This is a genomic window from Hahella sp. CR1, assembly GCF_029813005.1.
GTDB lineage: Bacteria > Pseudomonadota > Gammaproteobacteria > Pseudomonadales > Oleiphilaceae > Hahella.
In genome coordinates this window covers 54,163-79,749 of the sequence record NZ_JAPELK010000013.1, presented here as the reverse complement: position 1 = coordinate 79,749, position 25,587 = coordinate 54,163, and the positions used below count along the sequence as shown (strand labels likewise).

25 protein-coding genes are annotated in these 25,587 nt (G+C 56.5%); 18 read left to right on the top strand and 7 right to left on the bottom strand.

Annotation, left to right across the window (positions count from 1 at the left end):
* Positions 1–54 precede the first annotated feature (54 nt).
* From ONV78_RS25680 to ONV78_RS25665, 4 genes are all read right to left on the bottom strand, one after another.
* Complete coding sequence (locus ONV78_RS25680; RefSeq protein ID WP_216735150.1) at positions 55–549, bottom strand: DUF2165 domain-containing protein; 495 nt, start codon at positions 547–549, stop codon at positions 55–57.
* A 106-nt stretch (positions 550–655) separates the two neighbouring features.
* A complete protein-coding gene (locus tag ONV78_RS25675; protein ID WP_279507262.1) occupies positions 656–1,366 on the bottom strand; it encodes a DNA alkylation repair protein in 711 nt (236 codons plus the stop codon).
* 15 nt (positions 1,367–1,381) lie between these two features.
* Positions 1,382–1,864: a GNAT family N-acetyltransferase gene (locus tag ONV78_RS25670; RefSeq protein WP_279507261.1), complete on the bottom strand. Its 483-nt coding sequence runs from the start codon at positions 1,862–1,864 to the stop codon at positions 1,382–1,384.
* Between the two features lie 47 nt (positions 1,865–1,911).
* Complete coding sequence (locus ONV78_RS25665; protein WP_279507260.1) at positions 1,912–2,223, bottom strand: cupin; 312 nt, start codon at positions 2,221–2,223, stop codon at positions 1,912–1,914.
* A 141-nt stretch (positions 2,224–2,364) separates the two neighbouring features.
* Here ONV78_RS25665 and ONV78_RS25660 point away from each other — a divergent pair, with 141 nt between their 5' ends.
* Complete coding sequence (locus ONV78_RS25660) at positions 2,365–2,919, top strand: GNAT family N-acetyltransferase (protein ID WP_279507259.1); 555 nt, start codon at positions 2,365–2,367, stop codon at positions 2,917–2,919.
* Here the strand turns inward: ONV78_RS25660 and ONV78_RS25655 are convergent.
* Complete coding sequence (locus ONV78_RS25655; protein WP_279507258.1) at positions 2,843–3,490, bottom strand: TetR/AcrR family transcriptional regulator; 648 nt, start codon at positions 3,488–3,490, stop codon at positions 2,843–2,845. The genes ONV78_RS25660 and ONV78_RS25655 overlap by 77 nt on opposite strands.
* A 218-nt stretch (positions 3,491–3,708) precedes the next feature.
* Here ONV78_RS25655 and ONV78_RS25650 point away from each other — a divergent pair, with 218 nt between their 5' ends.
* Both ONV78_RS25650 and ONV78_RS25645 read left to right on the top strand, forming a co-directional pair.
* A complete protein-coding gene (locus ONV78_RS25650) occupies positions 3,709–4,827 on the top strand; it encodes an HlyD family secretion protein (protein WP_216735144.1) in 1,119 nt (372 codons plus the stop codon).
* 66 nt (positions 4,828–4,893) lie between these two features.
* Positions 4,894–6,417, top strand: a complete 1,524-nt coding sequence (locus ONV78_RS25645) for a DHA2 family efflux MFS transporter permease subunit (RefSeq protein ID WP_279507257.1) — start codon at positions 4,894–4,896, stop codon at positions 6,415–6,417.
* Between the two features lie 31 nt (positions 6,418–6,448).
* Here ONV78_RS25645 and ONV78_RS25640 read toward each other — a convergent pair whose 3' ends face one another.
* On the bottom strand, positions 6,449–6,757 hold the full coding sequence (locus ONV78_RS25640) for a metalloregulator ArsR/SmtB family transcription factor (protein WP_011399161.1): 309 nt from the start codon (positions 6,755–6,757) through the stop codon (positions 6,449–6,451).
* Between the two features lie 132 nt (positions 6,758–6,889).
* On the opposite strand from ONV78_RS25640, the gene ONV78_RS25635 reads away from it, so the two are divergent.
* The 6 genes from ONV78_RS25635 (at position 6,890) to ONV78_RS25610 (ending at position 15,306) form a co-directional block, all read left to right on the top strand.
* Entirely contained in the window at positions 6,890–7,093 is a 204-nt protein-coding gene (locus ONV78_RS25635) for a DUF2892 domain-containing protein (RefSeq protein ID WP_279507256.1), read from the top strand.
* Between the two features lie 9 nt (positions 7,094–7,102).
* Positions 7,103–9,736 carry an MMPL family transporter gene (locus ONV78_RS25630; RefSeq protein ID WP_279507255.1) on the top strand — a complete coding sequence of 878 codons (2,634 nt, stop codon included), beginning with the start codon at positions 7,103–7,105 and terminating at the stop codon, positions 9,734–9,736.
* Positions 9,733–10,545: an outer membrane lipoprotein-sorting protein gene (locus ONV78_RS25625; protein ID WP_279507254.1), complete on the top strand. Its 813-nt coding sequence runs from the start codon at positions 9,733–9,735 to the stop codon at positions 10,543–10,545. Before ONV78_RS25630 ends, ONV78_RS25625 begins: the two co-directional genes overlap by 4 nt.
* Positions 10,546–10,563: 18 nt before the next feature.
* The gene (locus ONV78_RS25620) at positions 10,564–11,997 is read left to right on the top strand and encodes a DUF1302 family protein (RefSeq protein WP_279507253.1); all 1,434 of its coding nucleotides are present in this window, start codon (positions 10,564–10,566) and stop codon (positions 11,995–11,997) included.
* Between the two features lie 306 nt (positions 11,998–12,303).
* On the top strand, positions 12,304–14,625 hold the full coding sequence (locus tag ONV78_RS25615; protein WP_279507252.1) for a glycoside hydrolase: 2,322 nt from the start codon (positions 12,304–12,306) through the stop codon (positions 14,623–14,625).
* A gap of 15 nt (positions 14,626–14,640) precedes the next feature.
* Positions 14,641–15,306: an SIMPL domain-containing protein gene (locus ONV78_RS25610; protein ID WP_279507251.1), complete on the top strand. Its 666-nt coding sequence runs from the start codon at positions 14,641–14,643 to the stop codon at positions 15,304–15,306.
* A 12-nt stretch (positions 15,307–15,318) separates the two neighbouring features.
* Here ONV78_RS25610 and ONV78_RS25605 read toward each other — a convergent pair whose 3' ends face one another.
* A complete protein-coding gene (locus ONV78_RS25605; RefSeq protein WP_279507250.1) occupies positions 15,319–16,119 on the bottom strand; it encodes a transporter substrate-binding domain-containing protein in 801 nt (266 codons plus the stop codon).
* 211 nt (positions 16,120–16,330) lie between these two features.
* Here ONV78_RS25605 and ONV78_RS25600 point away from each other — a divergent pair, with 211 nt between their 5' ends.
* From ONV78_RS25600 to ONV78_RS25560, 9 genes are all read left to right on the top strand, one after another.
* Positions 16,331–16,858, top strand: coding sequence for a dihydrofolate reductase family protein (locus ONV78_RS25600; RefSeq protein ID WP_216735134.1), 528 nt, complete (start codon positions 16,331–16,333; stop codon positions 16,856–16,858).
* A gap of 138 nt (positions 16,859–16,996) precedes the next feature.
* The gene (locus ONV78_RS25595) at positions 16,997–17,569 is read left to right on the top strand and encodes a hypothetical protein (protein WP_279507249.1); all 573 of its coding nucleotides are present in this window, start codon (positions 16,997–16,999) and stop codon (positions 17,567–17,569) included.
* 50 nt (positions 17,570–17,619) lie between these two features.
* Positions 17,620–18,441 carry an ABC transporter permease gene (locus tag ONV78_RS25590; protein ID WP_011399150.1) on the top strand — a complete coding sequence of 274 codons (822 nt, stop codon included), beginning with the start codon at positions 17,620–17,622 and terminating at the stop codon, positions 18,439–18,441.
* 106 nt (positions 18,442–18,547) lie between these two features.
* Entirely contained in the window at positions 18,548–19,432 is an 885-nt protein-coding gene (locus ONV78_RS25585; RefSeq protein ID WP_279507248.1) for an ABC transporter ATP-binding protein, read from the top strand.
* A 17-nt stretch (positions 19,433–19,449) separates the two neighbouring features.
* Complete coding sequence (locus tag ONV78_RS25580; protein WP_279507247.1) at positions 19,450–21,168, top strand: ABC transporter substrate-binding protein; 1,719 nt, start codon at positions 19,450–19,452, stop codon at positions 21,166–21,168.
* Positions 21,169–21,179: 11 nt separating this feature from the next.
* Positions 21,180–21,965 carry a VWA domain-containing protein gene (locus ONV78_RS25575; protein WP_279507246.1) on the top strand — a complete coding sequence of 262 codons (786 nt, stop codon included), beginning with the start codon at positions 21,180–21,182 and terminating at the stop codon, positions 21,963–21,965.
* A gap of 36 nt (positions 21,966–22,001) precedes the next feature.
* Positions 22,002–23,546 carry a phosphate ABC transporter substrate-binding/OmpA family protein gene (locus tag ONV78_RS25570; protein WP_279507245.1) on the top strand — a complete coding sequence of 515 codons (1,545 nt, stop codon included), beginning with the start codon at positions 22,002–22,004 and terminating at the stop codon, positions 23,544–23,546.
* A gap of 2 nt (positions 23,547–23,548) precedes the next feature.
* Positions 23,549–24,355 carry a hypothetical protein gene (locus tag ONV78_RS25565; protein WP_279507244.1) on the top strand — a complete coding sequence of 269 codons (807 nt, stop codon included), beginning with the start codon at positions 23,549–23,551 and terminating at the stop codon, positions 24,353–24,355.
* Between the two features lie 13 nt (positions 24,356–24,368).
* On the top strand, positions 24,369–25,553 hold the full coding sequence (locus ONV78_RS25560; RefSeq protein ID WP_216735127.1) for a toxic anion resistance protein: 1,185 nt from the start codon (positions 24,369–24,371) through the stop codon (positions 25,551–25,553).
* The last annotated feature ends 34 nt before the right edge of the window (positions 25,554–25,587 follow it).

Below are 25,587 nucleotides of genomic sequence, written 5' to 3'. Positions count from 1 at the left end.
GAAACCCTGCTCAAGGTATAGCAAAGAAAGGGGAGCGCTGCAAAATCCGCAGACTCAAGACTGTGCGTTTGTGTCCGGCATATTGAGGTAGATCATAGTGACGCCAAGAATGACCGTGAAGCGGAACGCGCCTTGTTGTCCATTCCAGATCTTGGACTGCCACATCAAAAACCATTCCCCGCCAACGGCGATAAAACCCGTGAACCAGAGGATCACGCCCAGGGTCAGCCCCATAATGGCCAGCCCTTTTGCCTGAGTGAACTGCTCGACGTCCCTGACGTTTCGCAGCAGACGATAGCCGCCTATCCAGCACAGAATCGCAACCAACGATTCCGTCGCGATGATCAGGGCGTATGCGCCGTGGTGAATCACGGGAGACGTCAGCGCGCGCCACATGCCCTGATTGTCCGGGAAGGTGGTGTCCATGCTTAATACGTGGGAGACGAAGGCGAAGTTAGAGCCGTAATCCGTCAGGTTGTTGAAGGCCACCAGAGTGGCGAATAAGGCGGCGGCCCACACTAGGGCGATTTTGGAATATCGTGTGTACATACTGTTCCTTAGTAGTTACTGCTGGTCGCAACTTGCGGCTTACGGGCATATCGCGCCGGGCTTCGCGGAGTTGCCTGGTTCGCCCAGTGGGCTTAACGTCCGAGGGTTAGCGCAACCCCTGGAGATATTGCTTTCTCTCCTCCGTTGAAAATTTCTCAATGGCGTAGCGCAACATGGTGCGAGGCATATTGCGATAGTGTTTGAGCAGGAAGGTCTCCTCCGATGCTTTATCCCGGTTGCCCACTTCCCGCAGCATCCAGCCGACGGCTTTCTGGATCAGGTCTTCGCTGTCCTGTAGCAGGATTTCCGCGAGTTGCAGAATGTCCGTGAAATCATGGCGGGTGATGTAGTGGTAAGTGGCCAGCACGGCGATGCGTCGTTCCCACAAATCGAATGACGCCGCCAGGGTATAGAGCTGACGGCGATCTTTATCTTCAAGATAAGGCCCGACGATAAAGCGGGCGGAGCAATCTACCAGATCCCAGTTGTTGATGAATCGGGTTTGGGCCAAATAAGCCTCGTACACCGCCTGCTTCTGTTCAGGCCCGCCTTTCTGAAACTGCGCTACCAGTAGCAGTAGGGCGAGCATGCGCTCTTCATGATAAGGGGACTGCAGTGTCTGTAATGTTTCCGTCAAACTGACGCCGCGCAATTCGGACGCCAGCTTGCGTAAGGTCGGCATCCTGATGCCCAGAAACTGGTCGCCAGCGCCATATTCTCCCGGCCCGGTTTTGAAAAAGCGCAGGGAGTGCGCGGCAATTGTTTCATTGCCGAGACGTTGCAGGCGGGCGCGGATTGCGGCGGCGTCGAGTTGCATGGGCGTCGTCTCAGGTTAACCTTTGGCGAAGTCTGTCAACGCGTCGCCTGTCAGACGGTAGATCACCCACTCGTCCATGGGCTTGGCGCCGATGGATTTGTAGAAGTTGATGGCGGGCTCATTCCAGTCCAGTACGCTCCATTCGAAGCGGCCGCATCCTTTGGCGACGGCGATTTTGGCGATATGACGGAGCAGCGCTTTGCCTGCGCCGCCGCCCCGACATTCAGGCGATATGTACAGGTCTTCCAGATAGATGCCGTGTTTGCCCAGCCAGGTGGAATAGTTAAAGAAGTAAACCGCATAGCCCACGGGCTTGCCGTCTACTGAGCAAATCAGGGCGTGGGTGGTGGAGTCGGGACCGAACAGAGAGCGTTGAATCTCCTCCGCGTTAGTCTTTACTTCGTGCTCCGCTTTTTCATAGATCGCCAGTTCTGTGATGAATTGCAGAATGAGTGCGGCGTCGTCCGCGGTGGCGGTCCTGATGGTTATGTCCGTCATGTATTCCTCTAGCTCTGTATGGTTTTATCCGTGGGAAGGGAGGGCGCTTACACGGAGCCCTCTTTTTCTATGACCAGAATTCTGGCGGCTCCGATGGGATGTGCGACATGCTCCGTTCCGACGGCGGCGTAGAATATGTCGCCGCATTGCAGCGTGGCGATTTTAACCTCTCCCTGGTCTTTGTAATGCATGTCCACGGTTCCGTCCAATACGGCGAAAACTTCTTCGCCATCATTAACATGCCACTTGTACGGCTGATCCGTCCAGTGCAGGCGGCAGGTGACGCCGCTCATGTTGGCGATGTCGAGCGCGCCCCAGGCGCGGTCCGCTGTGAACTCTTTGCTACGGATGACTTTCATGGCGTATCGGGTCCTGTGTATGCTTGAGCGCGCACAGTATATGAGAGAAACGGGCCGGGAGAGAACCGGCTGCGCCTTCTCCGCGCATAGCGCCGCGGCTGACCGCGGGAGACAGGGCTTGATTAATAGTAAGGATATTTCATGGATTGCAGATTACTGACTCGGGATGACCTGGACGCCTTGTTTGAATTCGAGCTGACCAACCGGACCTGGTTTGAAGCCCATATTGAGCCGCGTCCCGACGGTTTCTACACTCGCCAGGGCGTAGAAGGACATATCGAAGATTATCTCCAGGCATGGGCGCAAGGACGTCAGCTTCCATTTTTGCTGTGGGGAGACGAGGCGTCCGGCTCTGCAAATCAAATTGTGGTGGGACGCGCCAATCTGCGGGGAATTTGCCATGACAGCGGCGACGCCTGGATAGGCTATCGTGTGGCGGAGAATTATTGCGGACGCGGGCTGGCCACCGGTGCGGTAAGGTATCTGATGAACGAAGCCTATGAGCGGCTGGGGCTGCGTCGTCTGCTCGCCGCTGTTTCTACCGCCAACCCCTCATCGAGCCGGGTATTGGAAAAATGCGGCTTCCGGCAGGCTGGCCTGATTCCGGAAGCGGCGACTCTCAAGAACCGGACGCTGGACTGTTACGAGTATCAGCACTGCCGTGACTGGCGGACATCCCGGCGACCCCTTGCATGAACTGTTTGACGACGCTGTCCAGGTGCGCGTTGATCTCTTCCTGGGGCAAGGCGACGCCGAGCAGGGCGCGCCAGAATAAATCTCCCCGCAGTAACGCCATGAAGTGACGGCCGGCGCGAACGGGGTCCGTCTGAGGGATTTCCCCTTTCTGCATGCGCTTTTCCAGAAAACGAGCGACAGCGCTTTCCCCAACGGCGGGACCGGACCTGTAGAAGGCCTCTCCCAGTTCCGGGTCCGCTTGAATCTCCGCCAGGATCATGCGGATGGCCGCCAGATTATGCGGGCAGAGCAGGAAGGTGAGAAAACGCTCCGCAACGATGCGCAGAGCGGGCTCCAGGCGGCGCCCATCCATCTGCAGGTCGCTCAACTCCTGAATGAATCTGGCGCTGGCGCTGGACACCACGGCCTGAAATAACACCGTTTTGCTCTTGAAGTGATTGTATAGCGTCGCCTTGGATACCCCGGCTTCTTTCGCCACTCGGTCCATGGAGGCGCGGGCGTATCCGCTTTGATGAAAAACGTTCTTGGCGGCTTCAAGTATCTGTTCGGTGCGTTGTGGGTTTAGTGCCATGGTGGTCGTTAAATTGCCTTTGTGCTTATCCGTCAAATCAGAGTAGAATGCAAAAACTGAACTGTACGGTTCAGTTTTATAAATTGCAATCGACATAATTTTAACCCGGCGGCGGCTGAAAATCAGAAGTTGGGGCCAAAGTCCGACTCTTTGCTCAGAAATCCCGCCCGCGGGCCCGTCTTTATCCTGAACCTGTATAGCGAACGTGGGACTGCGCCATGTCAAAGAAAATGATCCGTTTGATGTTGTTTTTCAGCCTCGCTGGCATTGCCGGTTGCGGCTATTACCTGTGGCATGCCGGCAAGGTCTCAACCGACGATGCGTTTGTCGAGCGCGACGTTATCTTCCTGACGCCCCGGGTTTCCGGCACGTTGGTGGAGGTATTGGTGAGCGATAACCAGAAGGTGGCGGCGGGAGACCTGCTCGCCCGCATTGATCCCAAACCCTACGAAGCTGAATTGCAAAGCGCATCCGCCCGAGTCGCCATGCAGCAGGCGGCGATGGTGAAGGCGCAGGCGGATCTGGACGCTTTTACAGCGCGTTTGGATGCGCGTAAACAGGATGCTTTGGCTCAGGTGGACGTCGCCAAAGCGGAGAAACAGCACCATGAAAGCAACCTGGCGCGTCTGGATGCGCAGATTGCGCAGGCGCAGAGGGATGTGGATCGCTATGAGCGCCTGGCCGGGCGCAAGCAGGTCTCCGAGCAGGCGCTGGAGGATGCGAAAACCAATCTGGCTACTTTGCGTGCGGAGCGGGAGACTGTAAAAGCCTCCATCGACGTCGCCTCCAGCAAGGTGGCGGCGGCCCATTCCCAACAGAAAACCGTCGCCTCCGATGAGCGCAATATCGAAGTGCTGAAAGCGGCGATCGGGCAGAGTGAAGCGGCGCTCAAACAGGCGCAGGCGGATGAAGAACGCGCCAGTCTGGCTTTGCAATGGACGGAAATTCGCGCTTCCTCCAATGGCTGGATCAGCCGAGTGGATAAGCACCCTGGCAGCTTCGTCAGCCCGCAGACCAACTTCGCCATTGAAGTCACCGGCGCCGCCTGGGTGAAAGCCAACTTTAAAGAGACTCAGATCGGCGACGTACGCATTGGCGATAAAGTTAGCGTTGAAGTCGATGCTTATCCTGGCGTGACTTTCAGCGCCAAGGTGGAGTCTTTCCAGCCTGGCACGGGTTCCCGTTTCAGTCTGTTGCCGCCGGAAAACGCCTCAGGCAACTACGTGAAAGTAGTGCAGCGCGTGCCGGTAAAAATCATTTTTGATGAAGTCCCCGACGGGGTGCAGTTGTGGCCGGGCATGTCGGTCATTCCCACCGTCTACGTCAGCGGCTCCTGATGCCGGCAAAGACAGGAGTAAGCGCCATGCGCCGTCAATCGGAATCGCCAAGCGTCTGGGGTATCCATGCAGAAAACCGTTAATCCCTGGCTGATTGCGCCGCTGGTGGCGCTCGCCGCTTTTATGGAGGTGCTGGACATCTCCATCGCCAACGTCTCGCTGCAGCATATTGCCGGCAGCCTGGGGGCGGGACCGGAAGAGACCACGTGGATACTGACGTCTTACCTTGTCACCAACGCTATCGCGTTGCCCATCGCCGGCTGGCTGTCCGACTATTTTGGGCGTACGCGCTTTTTTATCGGCAGCATTATCGGTTTTACGCTGGCGTCTCTGGCTTGCGGCATGGCGCCAGGGCTGGAAATGCTGATTATCTTTCGCGCCGTGCAAGGTCTGGCTGGCGGCGCGTTGCAGCCAGTATCTCAAGCGATACTGGCTGACAGTTTTCCCTTGGAAAAGCGAGGCATGGCGTTCGCCATGTACGGCATCGCCGTGGTGGCGGCGCCGGCGATTGGTCCTACCCTGGGCGGCTGGATTACGGATGAGTTCAGCTGGCGCTGGATCTTTCTGATCAACGTGCCCGTTGGCATTGTCTTGATCATGCTGGTTAAACGCTTTCTGCCGGACGAGCCCGCCAACCATGACGGCTCCAAGGTAGATTATTTTGGCTTTGCTCTGATCGCCATCGGCCTGGGCTGTCTGCAATGGATGCTCGATACCGGACAGCGCGAAGACTGGTTTGAGTCGCCGCAGATCGTCGCCTTGGCGGTGATTGTGGTGGTGGCGCTGTTGACCTATATCGTGCGTTCTTTCGATCAGAAGAATCCCATCGTCGACCTGACGTTGTACCGTTATCCCAACTTCGCGATGGCGAATGTCATCATGTTTATGATGGGCTTTGTGCTGTTCGGCTCCACGGCGTTGTTGCCGCTGCTGATGCAGACGCTGATGGGGTATTCGGCTTTCGATGCTGGTCTGGTATTGTCGCCGGGCGGGTTCGCGATCATGTTTATGATGCCTATCGTGGGGCGTCTGGTTGGCGCCGTGGATTCCCGTATTCTGTTGACGCTGGGGCTGAGCGTGAGCAGTCTGGCGCTCTGGAATCTGGGGGACCTGACGTTGTCGGTGAGTCGGGATCAACTGGCGTTGGCCCGAGTGTGGCAGACGCTGGGTCTGGCGTTCCTGTTCATTCCCACGACATCCAGCGCTTATGTCGGGTTGCCTACGTCGGCGAACAATCAGGCGGCGGCCATGCTGTCGTTCATGCGTAATCTGGGGGGCGGCGTCGGCATCGCCTTATTGATGACATTCCTGGATCGCGTCGCGACCGTGAATCGCGGTCATCTGGTGGCTAACACCAGCCCGGTCAGTGAGGTCTGGAGCCAGCATTATATGCAGTTGCAGCAGATCACTGGCGACGCCACTCGCGCATTGATGATGGCTAATCAGCAGGTGGCCGAGCAGGCCCGGTTTATCGCATTCATGGACAGCTTCAAGATGCTGGCGATCCTGTTTGCGCTGCTGATTCCTCTGGTGTGGAAGCTGAAGCCGTTACCCCGCAGCGGCGTCGGTGCGCCTCAAGGCGCTCACTAACGCGTTGCCATTGTTGTCATTGACGGCGCCGCTATTTGGCGGCGCTGTCGCAGTACAGCTTTTTCAGCAGCGCAATCATCTGTTTGACTTCATTGCCTTTAAGACGATACGTCACGCTCTGCTGATACTTCTCCGTCTCTACCAAATCCGCCTGACGCAGCACGCTTAGATGCTGCGACATGGCGGACAGGCTCAGTTCCGCCGCTTCCGCCATTTCCGTCACCGTACGCTCGCCGTCGCACAGCAGGCAGAGAATGAACAATCGATTGCGATTGTCCATGGACTTGATTAACGACAAAGCCTTTTCAAAACCTTCGGGGTCAAATTCGTTATCCAGCATAATTTGAAGCCACACATCTAATGAATTGACTAATATTTTAGAATAATCTAAATTAGAAAAAAATCATTTAGATTATTCTAAATAAATGATCAGCAGCTAAGCTTTCAGCCATCCGAACAGGAGTAGGTCGCTATGAACATTGATCGACTGGTCTTGGCATTCGCAGGTTTCATGGTTTCTCTTGGTTTGATTCTGGGTTACTGGGTGAGTCCCTATTGGTTCCTGCTTTCCGCCTTTGTCGGCCTGAATATGTTTCAGGCGGCGTTCACCGGCTTTTGTCCGTTAGCCATGGTGTTGAAAAAACTGGGGTTCCATCCCGGAAGCGCCTTTCACTGAGGCCCTGCTATGCTGACTTTATCAGAACATGCCTCCCGACACCCCAAGTTTTGGTTCCGCCTGAGCGGGGCTCTTTGCCTGCTGCTGATTCTTCTGGCGGCGGCTCCAACACTGAGTCCCACGACGTTTTCCTTCCTGAACCCTCTACACATTGATACCGACCCAGAAAACATGCTGCGGGAGGATGAACCTGTCAGGGTGACTCATAACCACCTGAAGCAGGAATTCAGCCTGTACGACGTTGTCGTGGTGGGGGTGATCAACCGCGATCATCCTCAGGGCGTATTCAATGCGCGCTCACTGAAGAACGTGTACGATCTGGCCGCTTTCGCGCGAGGCTTGCGCTGGGAAGAGAACGGCAGTGAGCAGGGCGTGGTGGGCGTGGATCTGATGGCTCCGTCCACGGTGGATAATATTGAGCAGGCCGGACTGGGAACGGTGCGTTTTGAATGGCTGATGCCGTCGCCTCCCGTTAACGACGCTGCTGCTTTGCAGGTCGCGGAAAAAGCCATGCGTATTCCCATGCTGCGCGACACTCTGGTGTCATCGGACCAGAAAGCGTTGGCGCTGTACGTTCCTATTACGTCAAAGGACATCAGTTACCAGATCGCGGAGAAGCTGCGCGCCAAGGTCGCTGAGTTCGACTCAAATGATGAATACCACATTACCGGGCTGCCGGTGGCGCAGGATCAGTTTGGCGTGGAGATGTTCAAGCAGATGGCGATTTCCGCGCCGCTGGCGATGCTGCTGATTTTCCTGCTGATGTGGTGGTTTTTCCGCCATCTGCGTTTGGTGCTGGCGCCGCTGGCGGTGGCCATGATTTCCGTGATCCTGACCATGGGGCTGCTGGTGGTCACCGGCAACACCGTGCATATCATGAGTTCGATGATTCCCATTTTTGTCATGCCTATCGCAGTGCTGGACGCGGTGCATATCCTGTCGGACTTCTTTGACCGCTATCCCCGGATTCGCGACCGCAACAAAACGATTCGCGAAGTGATGGAAGAGTTGTCGGCGCCGATGCTGTACACCTCGATCACCACCTGTGCGGGCTTCGCTTCATTGGCGTTCACGCCGATTCCTCCTGTGCAGGTGTTTGGCGTATTCGTTTCCATTGGCGTGGGGCTGGCCTGGTTGTTGACGGTGACGCTGGTCCCCGCCTACATCATGTTGATGCCGGAAAACTCCCTGCAGGGATTTGGTATGAACACGGACAAAGACGGAGAGGAGCATACGGCGCTGGCGCGGTTTCTTCATGCGCTGGGGCGTTTCACCTATCGCCGCGCCAAACTGGTGCTGGTGGCGACTTTGTTGGTGGCGGTTGGCGCAGGCTATGGCATTAGCAAAATCCAGATTAATGACAACCCGGTGAAATGGTTTGCGGAAAGCCATCCGATTCGGGTTGCGGATCAAGCGCTGAATGAGCGTTTTGCGGGAACCTATATGGCCTATCTGGCGCTGCAGCCGGCGGCGCCAGCTACATTGGAGGACGCCCGCAACCGGGTCACTGCGTTATTGAACGAGACGGATGCGGCCATTCAAGAGCCCGCTCGCGCCCTTATCAGCGGAGCGACTGCGCAAACCCGAGATGAATGGTTGCGTGAGGTGCAGGACGCTGTGGCGGAAGCCAGAGAGCAGGCGGACACAGATGCGCTTTGGGACGCCTGGGATGCGTTGGGGCAGGGGCTGGACGCGGTGAGACAAAGCGCTGAAACCTTTAAACAGCCTGAGACCCTGGCTTATATCGAAACCCTGCAAAAGTACCTGCAGGAAACCGGTCTGGTGGGTAAGAGCAATGCGCTGCCGGACATTGTCAAAACCGTGCACAGAGAACTGATGCAGGGAGATGCGGAGGCGTTTCGCATCCCCGCCAGCGCCCCGGCGGTAGGGCAGACGCTGATTACCTACCAGAGCAGTCATCGTCCTCAGGACTTGTGGCGCTTCGTAACGCCGGACTATCGCAACACCAATTTGTGGATACAGCTGAAAAGCGGAGACAACAAGGACATGGCGGCGGTGGTCGCCGCGGTGGACCGCTTTTTCGCTCAGCATCTGGCGCCGACGGCTCTTAAGCATGAATGGTTTGGGCTGACCTATATCAATGTGGTGTGGCAGGAAAAAATGGTGAGCGGGATGTTGGAGGCGTTTCTCGGCAGCTTCCTGATTGTGCTGGCGATGATGGCGTTTTTATTCCGGTCCCTGTGGTGGGGGCTGCTCAGTATGCTGCCGCTGACGGTCACAATTGGCGCGATCTACGGCGTCATCGGTTGGATTGGCAAAGATTACGATATGCCGGTGGCGGTGCTGTCAGCGTTGAGTTTGGGACTGGCGGTGGATTACGCCATCCACTTTCTGGCTCGCAGCCGCTTTCTGTATCGGCAGACCGGCTCCTGGCGTGAGACCGTGGACGCGGTGTTTGGCGAGCCGGCGCGGGCGATTACCCGCAATGTGATTGTTATCGGCGTGGGGTTCCTGCCGTTGCTGGCGGCGCCGTTGATTCCCTACCAGACTGTCGGAGTGTTTATCTCTTCCATTTTGCTGTTCGCTGGCGTGGCGACTTTGCTGATCCTGCCTGCGCTGCTGACGGCGTTTGATCGCTTTCTGTTTAAAAATCTGCAACCAACAAGGGAGGCTGAGGCATGAGTCTTTCATTCAAACGATGGGCGACGACCTGGGTATTCGTCATGACGGGAATTTCGGTGACGCCGGCGGGCGCTGCGGATCAGGCGCAGGTGGATGACATCGTACGCAAGGCCAGCCACGCAGCTTATTATCAAGGCGTGGATGGTAAGGCGAGGGTGGATATGCGCATCTTCGACGCGCAGAACCGGGAGCGCTCGCGGGAATTCACCATTCTGCGGAGAGACATTGATGACGCAGGCGATGGCGATCAGAAGTTTTATGTGTACTTTCACAGCCCGGCGGACGTAAGCAAAAGCGCCTTCCTGGTCTGGAAGCATGTGAAGGGAGATGACGACCGTTGGCTCTATCTGCCGGCTCTGGATCTGGTGAAACGCATTTCCGCCAGTGATGAACGCACCAGCTTCATGGGCTCACATTTTTTCTATGAAGATGTGTCCGGTCGCACCCCGGATGAAGACAATCATGTGTTGCTCGAAGAGACGGACAACTACTACGTGCTGAAAAGCACGCCAAAAAACACCGGCAATGTGGAGTTCGCCTACTACAAAAACTGGATTCACAAGACCACCTTTATTCCAGTGAAAACAGAGTTTTACGATGCATCGGATCGGGCTTATCGCACCTATCAGGCGACGCGGGTGGAAATGGTGGACGGCTATCAGACAGTGACGGAATCCAAAATGAGCGACTCGCGCATCGGCGGCTACACTCAGATGGGCTACAGCAAAGTCGATTACGACGTGGATATTCCGGAAGATATTTTCAGCGAACGTTATTTGCGTAGCGCGCCGCGTCAGTATCTACGCTGAGAGAGGGCGGGAGCACTGATGAAAACACCGCTTCGAATCGCCGCGATCCTGCTTATAAGCGCTCGCGCCTGGGGTGAAGAGCCCGCGTTGCCTATGGGGCTGGGAGCGGAAGAACCACAACTGCCAACAGGGTTGGAAGAGCCTGCTAAGCCGTCCGCCAATGAGCCGGACCTGCCTGTCGGCCTGGATTTGGCGGAGCCCGAGTCGAATGGCAGGGACCAAGGGACAGAGGCAGGGCTGACTGCGGTTCCGTGGCAAATGTCCGGTTTTGCGGAAACCCGACTCGGCGCCCGGTTGCAGGATGATCCGACGCAAAAACGGGCGTCCATAGGCGAAGCGCGCGCCCAATGGCAGGCGGAAGCGTTTCTGGAGTCGGTCACGTTTAAGGGCGTGGCGGATGTCCTGTACGACCCGGTATTGGATCATCATCGTATCGATCTTGAGCGCGGCGAAGGCTGGCTGGACTTGCGCGAAGCCAACTTTTTGGTGCGTCCGGCGGATGCGATGGATATCAAGCTGGGACGTCAGATTCTCACCTGGGGAACCGGCGATCTGTTGTTCATCAACGACCTCTTTCCCAAGGACTGGAACGCGCTGATGATTGGCCGTGACGAGGAGTACCTGAAAGCGCCTTCGGACGCCGCCAAGATATCCCTCTTCAGTGATGTAGTGAATCTGGACTGGGTGTACACGCCGCAATTCGACGCGGACCGTTACATTGATGGCGAGCGGATTTCCTACTACAGCGCGGGCGACGGTGAAGTGGTGGGGCGTAATCAGCCCGTGCGGGTGGAAGGGCGTCAAAACGCGTTGCAGGATGATGAACTGGCGTTGCGGGCGTATCGTCTATTGGGGCCTTATGAACTGGCCGCCTATTATTATCGCGGCTTCTGGAAAAGCCCGGCGGGCGTTAATCCTGACAGCGGCCTGTATAGGTTTCCTGAGCTGCAGGTGTGGGGCGCGAGCGTGCGTGGTCCTGTCGCCGGCGGCGTAGCCAATGCGGAGCTGGGCTACTATGACAGCCTGGAGGATGAGCGCGGTGACGACCCCTGGGTGCGCAACAGTGAGTGGCGCGCTTTGGTTGGCTATGAACGCGAGCTGCTGCCGGAGCTGACTGGCGCGGTGCAGTTCTATGTTGAGTCCATGCAGGATTATGACGCCTTCAAGGCCTCGCAGCCTTCTGGCGCATATCTGAAGGACAAGCGCAGGGAGGTGGTGACGCTGCGTTTGACCCAGCTTTTGATGAACCAGAATCTGACGCTGTCATTGTTCAATTTCTGGAGCCCCAGCGAAGACGACGGCTACTTGCGTTTAAAGGCTAACTACAAGGTGGACGATCACTGGCGCGTGGAGACCGGCGCTAATGTTTTTTACGGAGAGAAAGTGGAAACCTTTTTTGGCCAGCTCAAGGACAACAGCAATCTCTACGTGGCGTTGAGATATGGGTTTTAGCCGTCCCACTCTCATGAATAAAATTTCATAACTTTGTCAGTCCTACGCCGCCAAGGCTTTCAAGTCATTCGACGGAAAGAGGGCGCCTTCGCCATGCAGAAACCGGGAAACTTTTATTTTATAGTGCATTGGGCTTACACGTTTAAGTTCCCGGAGCATGGCGGCTTCTATTATCAATGACTTACCTATAAGACCAGTCACTTACCCATAAGTCCGCGCCCAGATGCTCCCTGTAACTCCTTTACGGGAACCAACGTGGTTTGAAGCGATACCTCGATCCAACTTCTATTCAAGTTATACGTAATTATGAAACGAATCTCCGTATTGGCGGCGCTGTTATCCATGGCGTTGCAACCAACCTGGGCGGCGCCCGGGAATGCTCAACCGGTGCAAGTCGCCGTTGGCGACGACCTATATCTGATCGATCCCGCCACGTTGGTGGTGACTGTGCAGATGAATCAGACTCAATCTCCCGCCTCAGCGGCGGCGTTTGCTGCCGAAGACGTCAAAAATGTGGTGTTTGTGGAAGGAGATCAGCGCCATTGGCGTATTGCCCTGCAGGACAATGCGTTTGATGTGAAAGTCGCTGTTGATCATGGCGCTCTGACTTTCGCCATCAGCGCCGATAAGCCCAAGGCGCATATTGACTGGCCGACGTCGGCGGCGCGCCTGGTGTCCGCTTACGGCCTGCCATTGGGAGAGGGTTTTTATATCCCGGCCGATGATGCGGCGTGGGCGGACTGGTTGCAGGAAAAGTACGACGAGTCCGCGTTGACGGAACTGCTGTCCATGCCGTTTTGGACGGAAGTGCGCGCTGGCGGCGACGGACAAGCAGGCTACTCTCTGACCTGGACATTGGCGAACCCCTTCAATACCGCCATGACTTTCGACCGGGATGAAGGCGCATTGCGTCTGGGCGTGAGTCATGAATTCTCGCCGCTGATGCCGGATCGACCTTATCTGGTGCGTTTACAGAAGGGCGCGGCTACGCCTGTCGCCGGCGCTTTGGCTTATCGCGAGCTGTTGGAGCGTCAGGGGTTGCTGACGCTGGACGATAAACTCGCGCAAAACCCCAATGTAGCCAAGCTGGCTGGCGCGCCGCATATTTACCTGTGGAGCAGCGGTCTGATCAAGCCGGAGGATATTAAGAGCTGGCGTCCCTTCGTGCGTGAATTCGCCGCCAAGTACCAGACGCCGGGTCATCTCGCGCAAAAACTTTGGGCGCAGTGCGATAAAGAGGCGCGCAAGATGTTTACCCAGGCCTTCAAGGAGGCTCAGGGTGATGCGGGATTTGTCTCCAAATACTCTCGCGAGGCTATCGTCAGGGCGGTGAATGGAGCGTTGATCAAAGCCATCGATGCGCCGGCGCAGCATCCCTTACCGGGCGGACATGATCCCGCGATGGAAGTACTGCGGGGAGACGCGATGCGCACGGCCATGCAGCAGGCGTTCGGCTCCATGATGACCGAGCCGGAGTCCTGGGGCGGCGGTTTCTCCACGGACACCATCGCCGCGCTGCGCAAGGCCGGGCTGACCAGCGCCTGGCTAGGCGCCAACGACTGGCTGGATACCTTATGGCATCCGCAATCGGTGAAAGCTGCGAAGGCGGCGGGCTATCTGGTGGGAGTCTATGACAGCTACGGCAGCATTCACGCGCCGGATGAGTCGCGCACCTGGTTGACCGCCCAGGTCGGCCGCGAAAACTGGGAAAAGGCGCCCTACCGACGGGAGGACGGCAGTGTCGTCTCCGGTTTCTCCAGTGTGGGCGCCTACGCCAACCCAGTGGCGATTGAAGACTATGCGGAGCAGCGCATGACGGCAGTGACGCGTGAGGCCAAGCTTAACAGTTTGTTCCTGGATGTGGACGCCACTGGCATGATCTATGAGGACTATACGGAAGGGCGCAAAACCAGTGAAGCGCAGGATGTGGCGGCGCGTACGCAACGATTGAATTTCCCACGGGAAGAACTGGCGCTGGTCACGGGGAGCGAAGGCGGCTCCGCGTTGTTTGCCAACGCCATTGAATTCGCTCATGGCATGACCATCACGCCGTTCAGCTGGACGGACCCTGACACTGGCAAGAACCGCCAATCCACCTATTATCGCGGCAACTACTGGCCGCCGGAGGCGCCCTCGCTGTTCTTCGCCACTAAGCCGATCAAGCCGGCGCTGCGCAATATTTACTACAACCCCGCCTATCGCTTGCCGCTGTATCAGCTGGCGCTGCACGATAGCGTTGTGGCGACCCTGCACTGGGAATACCCCTCGCTGAAGTTCAAAGAAACCCGCGTGGACGTGGGGCTGCTGCAGTTGTTGTACATGATTCCGCCGATGTACCATCTGAACGCGGCGAATCAGAAGCGCGACCTGCCTGTCATCGCCGCCTACGATAAAGTGTTCCGTCCCTGGCATGAAAAACTTTACAGTACGCGCATGACGGGGTTTGAGTTCCTGTCGCAGGATCGTCTGCTGCAATCCACCCGCTTCGCGGACGGCACGACGATTACCGCGAACTTTTCCTCTCAGGAGCGTAAAGCGGGTCAGTCAGCCATACCGGCCCAATCTGTGGCGATTGTATCGTCCGAGGGCGAGCGCAGCCTGATTCCATTGCGGGACATGCTGCAATAACAGGAGAGCTTGAGCATGAGCGAAAAATATCCCGATAGAATCACCATGGAAACCGTGGAGAAGGTGAAAGTGTCTCCCGACGCGGCGACGCTGGCGCTCAAGGTATCGGGGGAGTCTTCGGTGTTCACCACCGAAGCGCTGAAGAAGTTGAAGGATGTCAAAAGCCTTATCGATGGCTTGAAGCGGCTAGGAGTGGATGAAAGCAAGCTATCCCTTGAGAATATCCGCGTGACCTCTAAATCCGGCATGTTCGCCGGCGCTTCCTCGGTGACGTTCACGCTCAAGCTGCAATCGCTGGCGATTGCCGATGTACCGCAAACTCTTGCCCTGGCGGCGACCACGAAAAACATCTCTTTGGAAGATATCCAGTGGGAGTATTCCTATCTGGAAACTAAGAAGCTGGAGATCATGAAGTCCGCCGCCAGGGAAAACAAAAAGCAGGCGTTGGAGCTGGCGGACGCCCTGGGCGTGCGCCTGATCGCCGTACACAGTCTCTATCCGAAATGGGACGAGCCTAACCGTCAGGCGATGGCGGGGCTGACCCGCAGCCGCAGCCTGATGAAAGCGCGAGGGCCGGGCGGAGGCGATGACAGCGAGGGCTTTGAGCTGGCGATGAATCACTCGGATTATCTGGAGGTCTTCATCAAAGCGGAGTATCGGGTGTCGGAATTCGCGGCGTAGTCCGCAGCGCTGTCAGGGTTGATAGCGGGCGATAATTGCCTGCAGATCGCCGGAATCTTTCAGATCCTGCAGCACGGCGTCGATATCGGCCAGTAATTGTTTGCGCTGCGGCGTCACGGCGAAGCGAAACCACACTGTGCTGACATCCTGCTCGGAGAGGACGAACTGATTGCCCAGACGCTTCTCTTTGATCAACCACAGGCCAACCAGCTCATTTATCACTGCGCCGTCAACCCGGTCCGGCGTTTTTAGCAGATGCGACAGCATGATGCTTTCACTGTAATCTTCCTGACGCTTGATCAGGCCATCCTCAAAGTAAGGGTCCAGCAACGGATAGTGGTAGCCGAAACGCACCACCAGGGTCATGCCTACCAATTCATCGACTTTCTTAAATTGCAGATTGCGATCGCGCAGGGAAAAAATCACGTCGCGATGGGGAATCACCGGTTTCGACCATAGAAACTGCGTTGGCGCATCCGTCCATTCCCGCGCCAGGGTCACCACATCCACATCGCCGGTTGCGAGCATGCTGTCGAGTCGCTTGCGGGGCAGGGCCATTAATTTGAGTTGGTAATTGCGCCGGTTCGCCACGGTAGCCAGCACTTCATACATGATGCCTTGCGGCTGGTTATGTTCGTCGTAGTAGGTGAACGGCGGAAAGCCGCCGCCATCGCTCATATTGAACCTGATCAGCCTGCTTTCCGGTGCGCTAGTCTGGGCGTCCTGGGCATGAACGGTCGGGGGCGCAAGAAACCATAGCGCGATGACGGCCAGCAATACGGCGCGGCGCCACGGATGATTAATAAAGTTCATTGTTCTATCATCGCCCCTTCGTCATGCGCTAAAAAACAGGCATTACTTGCCCAGAAAAACAGAGCGCTCTTGGGAGCTTATTATTTCCGGACTTAAGCATGTGACGTTGTCTTGCATTTAATTCTAGCTGTATTCCCGGAGAGCGTGTAATCAGCGCGGTTTTATTTGGCGACAACCGATAACCATTGAAAACTGTTAAGGTCTTTCGTGTATGGAAATAGTGTATTACGTGGCCGCCAGTCTTGACGGCTACATCGCCGATCTACAAGGAAAGGTGGACTGGCTGGCGTCTGTGGCGGATGAAAATGAAGACTATGGCTACGAGACGTTTTACAACGGCGTCGATGCGTTGGTCATGGGGAGCAAGACCTATCTCAAAGTGCTGGAGCTGGGCGCCTGGCCCTACCAGGGGAAACCGGTATGGGTGTTCTCCCGGCAGGAGGATTTAAAGCTCGCCCCGGGAGTGGAGCGTTGCGCCGGCGATCCCTCCACCTTAGTGGCGCATTTTCGGGCGCTGGATTACAAACGGATCTGGCTGGTGGGCGGCGGCGAGCTGCTGGCTTCCTTCCAGGAAGAAGACCTGGTGGACGAGTACATTATTTCCTATGTGCCCGTTTTACTCGGCCAGGGTATTCCGCTGTTTCCCCCCGTAGACGCCTGCGCGCGCCTGGACTTTCAGTTGGCGGAAACCTTCTCCAGCGGGCTGGTGCAGATGCGTTATAAGCGCATATGCGATTGAAATTTATAATTAAATGACGGAAAGTCATGAGAAACGGCGCTTTATACCCGTTCGTCGTCTCTTCTCCAGACGCCCGGCCTATACTGTGTAACTGACGTATAAACATTCGCTAGCTCGCTCAAACTCATGGAGACAACCATGGCATTACCCGAACGTGTGGCAAAATGGCACATCAAGCTGGACGATGACCAAATGACTGTGGCGGAAGCATTCGCCAGCATTCAGAGCATTGCTCTGAAACAGGAAGACATTCCGCTGATTATTCAGTTGGTGGAGAACCCCAAATTTGACATCCCCGGCGTCAATCTGTTCAACGGCGCCACCGGCCTGAAAGCGCATGATTATATCCACGTACTGCTGGGGCGGGGCGTGGCGCCAAAAGATGAGGCCTTCGTGCTTGGCTTCACCATGGGCAGCACCAACCGGGTGACGACGACGGAAGAACGTTTATACAGCTTCTTCGCCAAGTATCTGTACCCCAAGGTCTATCAGATGAATGACGAAGATCTGCAGGTATACAAAGACGCCGTGCGACTGGGCTATGTCTCTGACTGTACGCCTCTGGATACGGTGGATTTCGAACAATATTCAAGTTACACCTTGAAAGAAGCCCGCGAGGCGATTGGCCTGGAGGCCGACCTGCTGAAGGCGTACTACGCCATCGAGAAAAAGCGTTATCCCGACAGCCGGGAGTCGCAGCGGAACTTGTAAACGGCGGACGCCGACAGCCACCATTCAATAAATATTAATAAGGGATTTAGATGAAAAGACCCGCCATGCTGGGCCTGTTCGCCCAGCCGCCGCGACTGTTGAACGTGGTTCTGGCGCTGGCGCCATTTGTGATATTGATCGCGACCTATCTCATTGCTTCCGATATCCGCCTGGCTGATAACCCCAGCGACAAACTGCTGCCCAGCCTGCAACAGATGGGGGACGCTATTCACCGACTCGCTTTTGAGCCGGACCGGCGCAGCGGCGATTACGTGTTCTGGGCCGATACGCTGGCCAGTCTGCAACGTCTGGCGATAGGGCTGGCGCTCTCCACCCTGGTGGCGTTGATCATTGGCCTCAACATGGGGGCGTTCAATGGCCTCTATTCCCTGGGTAACCCCATTCTTACCTTTATTGCGATGATTCCTCCATTGGCGCTGTTGCCGATATTGTTCATATCCCTGGGCATTGGCGAATTGGGTAAGGTCGCGCTTATTTTTATCGGGGTCTTTCCCATCATGACCCGGGACATGGCGCTGTCTGTACGCAGCTTTCCTCGCGAACAGGTGGTGAAAGCCAAAACTCTGGGCGCTTCCGATCTGGCGGTGGTTTACAAAATACTGCTGCCACAAATGATGCCGCGCCTGATCACGGCGTTACGTCTGAGCATCGGCTCCGCATGGCTGTTTCTCATCGCCTCTGAAGCCATTGCGGCGACGGAAGGGCTGGGATACCGCATCTTCCTGGTGCGGCGCTATCTGAGCATGGATGTGATCATTCCCTATGTTATTTGGATCACTTTGCTGGGCTTTTTGATGGACTGGGCGCTGCGCTTGATATTGAAGTGGCGTTACAAGTGGTACGAACAATAGCGGGAATCGAGCGGGACCCGCGTTTGCGGACTACCCTGATTGAATGCGGACATAGCGGAACGGACCGGCGCAGACCGGCGACGCTTGAATCTTAGGATTGGAAACGATGCAGCCATTGCTTCACATAGAAGACGTATACAAGCAGTACGGTGATAAACAGGTACTCGACAATATTGATTTGTCGGTGCGCAAAGGCGAATTCTGTACCGTGGTTGGACCCAGCGGTTGTGGCAAGTCCACACTGTTGCGACTCATCCTCGGACAGGAGCAGCCGAGTGCCGGCAAAGTGGAGATCGCCGGGGAGCCGGCGCTGTTGCCGGACCTCAGTCGCGGCATTGTGTATCAACGTTATTCCCTGTTTCCCAATCGCACCGTGCTGGAGAACGTCATGCTGGGCAAGACGTTGACGCAGGGGCAATGGTGGAACCCCTGGTACCGCAACAAGGCCCACGAAGAAGAGGCCATGGCGATGCTGGCCCAGGTGCGACTGACGGATGCTGCGCGCAAGTATCCTCATGAACTGTCCGGCGGCATGCAGCAGCGGGTGGCTATCGCCCAGGCGCTGATCATGAAACCCCCCATTCTGCTGATGGACGAACCCTTCGGCGCTCTGGACCCGGACACCCGCGCGGACCTGCAGGTGCACCTGTTGGAACTGTGGGAAAAGGAACAACTGACGGTGTTCTTCGTGACCCACGACATGCATGAAGCCTGTTTGCTGGGGACGCGACTACTGGTGTTGTCCCAGTATTACTCTGATGACCGGGGCGATCGTCACTTCGCCGGCCGGGGCGGCAAAATTGTCGCGGATCACCCGTTACCGAAGGTGGCCACCAGTCGCGAGGTGATGCACACGGACGCCTTTAAAGAATTAATAGAACAAGTGAAGCAGGAAGGGTTTGACCCTGAATATCTGCAACACGTCAAAGATTTCAACCTCAAACATCCGGACTCATTCCAAACCTTGCTGGATGCGGAATATCGACGGTAAGTTATAAGGAATCCATTATGGTTAAACGCTCTCTTATTTCGGTACTGGCGCTGCTGGCCACCGCCTTCAGCGTGCTTTCCCACGCCAAGCCCGCCTATGTTGACTACAAGCCGATCAGCGAAGTGGTCAAGCTCAATGTCGGCGAAGTGAACACCCGCAGCCTCAGTGCGCCGGTCATAACCTGGGGTGGCGATATCGCCACGCTGCTGGCTAATGGCAATCAGACGCAAACCGCGAAAGGCTCCATCTTCGACAAGAAAGGCCTGCAACTGAAACTGTACCGGGAAGACGCCTTCGTCAATCAGGTCAAAAGCTATGTGGCCGGCGAAACACCGTTTTTGCGCGGCACGGTTGGTATGATCAGCGCGGCGGCGGAGCTGCTGAATAAAGACCCGCGCACGCAGCCAGTGGTCATTTATCAACTGACCTGGTCTTCCGGCGGCGATGCATTGGTAGTGAAGTCCAATATTCGTAACGCCAAGGACCTGAAAGGCAAAACTATCGCAATTCAGGCATACGGCCCGCATGTGGATTACGCCGCCCGGATTCTGAAAGACGCCGGCTTGAGCTTCAAAGACGTCACGGTTCGCTGGTTGCCGGATCTTACTGGCACCAATAATGCGCCTATGGCGGCATTTTATGAGCAGGACGTGGATGCAGCGTTCGTCATCATCCCTGACGCATTGGCGCTGACCTCTGGCGGCAATGTTGGCTCTGGCTCTGAAGATTCGGTAAAAGGCGCGCGCATTTTGCTATCCACCCGCACTGCGGACAAAGTTATCGCCGACGTCTACGCGGTAAGAAAGGACTATTTCGACGCCCATCGCAGCGAAGTGGAAGCCTTTGTCGCCGGGCTCCTCGAGGGCGAAGAGGCGTTGGGCAAGCTGTTCCAGAATAAAACCAAGGACGTCAAACCTTACCGAACTATGCTGGCGGCGGCGGGCAAACTGCTGCTGGACAGCGAAGAAGCCACCGCTGATGTGGAAGGCCTGTTCGCGGACGCGACCTTCGTCGGTCTGCAAGGCAACAAGCAATTCTTTACCGACAGCAACTATCCCCGTCGCTTCGACGCCCTGAGCAGTGAAGTACAAACCGGTCTGCAACAGGCCGGCATTCTGAGCAAGCCGGCGACGCTGGCGAAAGCGGCGTTCGACTATGGTTTCCTGGGGGCGGCGGTCAATGTCAAAGCGGAAGCAGCCAAGCCCCGTTTCGACGAAGAGAAGGTGGCGCAGTTGGTGAATCAGCGTCAGCAGCAACAGAGTCTGGCTGAAGGTGAGCTGTTCTCTTTCGAAGTGTTCTTCCAGCCTAATCAGAAGTCTTTCTCTATCGACCTGTATCAGGACTCTTTCGACAAAGTGGTCGAGCTGGCCAGCACATACGGCGGCGCTATTATCACCGTAGAAGGCAACTCCGACCCGATGGAATACCTGCGCGCCAAGAAGAAAGGCGAGCAGGCGGTTGTGCTGGGACGCATCAAACAGTCCGCCCGCAACCTGAGCCTGGCCCGTGCGCAGGAAGTTCGCGACAACATCATTCAATATGCGGCGGGCAAGAACATCAGTCTGGACCCATCCCAGTTCGCGGTGGTGGGCAACGGTATCGCCAACCCGAAAACCGGTATTTGCGGCGCGGAGCCCTGTGCGCCGAAAAACCAGCAGGAATGGCGTTCGAACATGCGGGTGGAATTCCGCATTATTCAGGTTGAAGCTGAATCCGACGTATTCATGCCGTTGTAAGGGGATATGCGATGTTGAAGAAACTTTCAGTCTGTATCGCCCTGACGGCGCTGGCGGGGTGCGATAGCTCCTCCTCGCCAGCCTCGTCCTCCGCCCCGGCGGCGACCGCAGAGACGAAGCCTGCGCAGGCGGCTAAACCTACCGCGCTTTACGCCATGCGCCCAGCGGATAACCTTTGGCCGGCGACGCGGGAGCAAAGCGAATTGAGCAACAACCTGCTGGCGAAGAACTACTACATTGTGTTCGACGGCTCCGGCAGCATGGACAATACCGATTGCGGCGACGGCAAGCGCAAGCTGGATGTGGCTAAAACCGCGGTGAAAAAGTTCGTCGAGCAGTTGCCGGCTGACGCCAATGTGGGGGTTTACGCCTTTGACGGCCAGGGCGTTGGCGAACGCACCCATCTCGCCACACAGAATCGTCCGGTCGTAAAACAGATGATCGACCAGTTAGTCGCCGGCGGCGGTACGCCGCTGTCCGCGGGCCTGGAGGACGGCCAAGCCGCCTTGACTACACAGGCGGGCAAGCAACTGGGCTATGGCGAATATCACCTGGTGATCATCACGGACGGATTGGCCAGCCGTGGTTATGAAACCGATGGGGCGGTGCAGTCCATTCTGCAGAATACGCCGATCAACATTCATACCATTGGTTTCTGTATTGGCGACGATCACTCCCTACATCAGCCTGGGTTAACCTTTTACCGCTCTGCGAGCGACCCGGACAGTCTGATGGCGGGGCTGAATGAAGTATTGGCCGAAGCGCCGGACTTCACGCTCCTGGAATTTCAACAATAGAACGCAAGGCGACCTCAGGCAGTAGAGACTGGATGCATGAAAGCGCACGTTAAGATCGTAATCATCCTGCTGTTGGGCGGGCTGCTGGTGATGGCGGGAGTCAAAATATTCCTGCTGCAATCCCAGGAGGACCGCCAACTGCAGACCACAGACGCCAAGAACACCAAGGGAACCATTCGCCTGGCCAGGGACAGCTGGGTGGGCTACTTCCCCTTGTGTTCGCCGGAAATGAATGCGCGCCTGCGCCGCCAGGGCTATCTGCTCGAATGCGTGGATGATCAGGCCGACTATCAGGACCGCTTCAAGCGTCTGAGCAAAGGCGAGTACACCTTTATCGTCGCCACGGTGGACAGTTATGTCCAGAATGGAGCGGCCGTGAATTATCCTGGTCCCATCATCTCGGTGATCGACGAGAGCAAGGGCGGCGACGCCATTGTGGCGCGTCAGTCCAAAGTAGCGGGCATTGAGGATTTACGAACCGCAAACGGCGTCAAAGTGGCGTTTACGCCCAATTCGCCCAGCGAGCATCTGTTAAGGGCGATCCGCAGCCATTTTGACCTGACCGCGCTGAATCAGTCGACCTCTTGGAAAATGCCGACCAACGGCTCGGGCGAAGCGCTGGACGCGCTGCTCAAAGGACAGGCTGACGTGGCGGTGGTGTGGGAGCCGGAAGTGACCCGGGCCTTGTCCAACGACGGCATTGTGCGTCTGCTGGGCACCGAGGACACTCAGAAGCTGATTGTGGATGTGCTGGTGGCTAACGCAACGGTGCTGCGTAAAGACCCGGAGATGGTGTCAGTGTTCCTGAAAGCGTATTACCAGACGCTGCAGCACTATCGTCGCAATCAGGATGAGCTGGTGAAAGCGCTGCGTGACGAATACGATCTTGACGCCAAACAGTCCAAAGAACTGCTGAGCGGTGTAGAGTGGAAGAGTCTCACCGAAAATGCGGAAGACTGGTTTGGCGTTGGACGCCGCAACGCCGGTCGTGAGTATCTGGTGGACACCATTGAGTCCGCAGTGGGCATTTTGCTCGACGACAAAGTGTTCAGCCGTAATCCCATACCGAATAACGACCCTTATCGACTGCTCACCAGCGCCCCCATCAAAGAGCTTTACGACACCCTGGCCACGGGTGAGTTCGCTGGCGAAAGCAGCTCTGCGGAGAAAGCGCGTTTTCGCGCGCTGGCCGCGTCGGAGTGGGAACGTCTGCGTGAGTTCGGCGCGCTGAAAGTGCGTCCGATTATCTTCGCCAGCGGAACGTCGGAGCTGACGCTGGAAGGTAAGCGCGAAGTGGATCTGTTGATGGAAAACCTGCAGCACTACCCGAACTTCCGCGTGGAGATTCGCGGGCATACTGGAGTCAGGGGCGATGCGGAAGCAAACAAACGGCTTTCCCTGGACCGCGCCGAAGCGGTGTATCGCTATATCGAAGTCACCTATGAAATCGATCCGAACCGGTTCCGATTTGTTGGTTTTGGCGGTGAAAAACCACTGCCGCAACTGCCGAACGAATCGTTGCGCGCCTACAACTACCGCCTGCCGCGGGTGGAAATCGTTTTGGTGAGTGGGGAAATCTAGGTATGACCTTTGACACCAAAGCGATCAAACCCGCCAAGATCAAAGCGGAGACGCTGAAAACCTCGCTGACCCAGCCGGTGACGCTATATCCCGCTTTGGTCGGTTTTCTGGGCGGCGCTGCGACCATGCTTTTTGGTGTGGGCGGCGCAACGCTGGGCGCCTTGGTGGGCGGCGCCGTATTGGCGCTGGGGGGCTGGTCCTGGGAGTATTTCGCCAAAGGCGGAGCTCACGCCAATCGCTACATTGAGCGGTACCGCAAAGCGCTGGAAGCGCAGCGCAAACAGGCCATCGCTCACCTTAATACGGAGTTGTCTAAACTGAATGCGGATGACGCCATCCAGCAGCTGCAGTTATTTCAGAAGAAGTTTGAGATCTTCAATCAGGTGCTCAATCGCAAACTGCAGTCCACGGAACTGACCTATAACCGCTATCTGGCGATGGCGGAGCAGGTGTATCTGAATGGCCTGGATAATCTGGAAGGCGTCTCTCTGTCCCTGCAGTCAGTCAGCGCGATTGACCGGGTCGCTATCGAGAGCAAGCTGCAGCGCATGGATGGCGTTGACTCAGCGGAAGCGGAAAGAACCCGCGAGCAGCTGCGCGGTCGGCTGCATTTGTTCGATGAGCAAATGCAGCGGGTGCGCTCCCTTTATGCGGAAAACGAGGAGGCATTGACCAAGCTGGATCAGGTCAGCGCCCGTCTCGCCAATACGGATTTCAGTAGTGGTCGCGCCGCCATGGATATGGAGCAAGCGATCAAGGAACTGACCACACTAATTGAAAACTCGCAGCAATATGCGCAAAAAAAGTGATGAGGAATAACCAGTGAGCAATTTAATCCTGACCGAGAAAGAGAAAATAGAGAAGCAGGTCATTGCGGAAACCTCCAAATCTGAAGAGGTTGATCCCAAGCTGCAAGCGCAGGCTGACGAGCTGGTGGATAAATTGGTCGGCATCGATCTTCGCAATCTGGACCAGCGCGACGCTCAGGCCCGCGCCGTGGCCAATCTGGGTGAAACTGTGACGCGTAATATGGCGCAGCAAAGCGCTATGCTGAAACAGCCCATGGCCAATTTGCTGCGTGACGCTCAGGACGGCGGTCCGGTGGCGCAAGGCCTGCTGACGTTACAGGAGCAGGTGACCGACATCAATCCGAACCGGGTTGATTTCAATATGGGCGGCTTTCGTCGACTGCTGTCGATGATCCCTGGCGTGGGCACGCCTCTGGCGCGCTGGTTCGCGCGTTATCAAAGCGTTGAAGGCGTGATTCAGGACATCGTGGCGACGCTGAAAGACGGCAAGTCGCAACTGGAGCGGGATAACGTCACCCTGCGCAACGATCAGAAGCGCATGCGTGAACTGACCTTCCTGCTGCAGGACTACATCAAGCTGGGACAGTTGCTGGACAGACAGCTGACTTCTCAGGTGGAGCGTCAGGAAGATGAGGAGAAGCGCAAGTTTCTGGAAGAGGAAGTGCTGTTCCCGTTACGCCAGCGCATTATCGACCTGCAGCAGATGCTGGCGGTGAACCAGCAAGGCGTGTTGTCCACAGAAGTGATCATCCGCAACAACCAGGAATTGGTGCGCGGCGTTGATCGCGCCTGCAACGTGACTGTGACTGCGTTGTCCACGGCTTCTACACTGGCGCTGGCGTTACAGGCGCAGAAGAAAGTGCTGAAAGGCGTGCAGGCGGTGACTCAAACCACCAACGATTTGATCGCCGAGACCGCCAGCACGCTGCGCACACAGGGCGTGGAGATTCAAAAGCAGGCCTCTCAGGCGCAGCTGGACATCAATACGTTGAAGAAAGCCTTTACCGATGTGCAGGCCGCTCTGGAAGAACTCAGCAGCTTCCGTCGCAACGCCCTGCCCAAGATGGCGCAGTCTATTGTGGATATGGATGACCTGAGCGGCAAAATGGAGAAATCCATCCAGAAAATGGAAGGGGCGGAAGAAGCCCGCGTTTCCCTGGAAGACGCCATTGAAATTATTGATATCAATAAAGAATAACCGGCTGTCCGTTACTGACGACGGACGCAATACT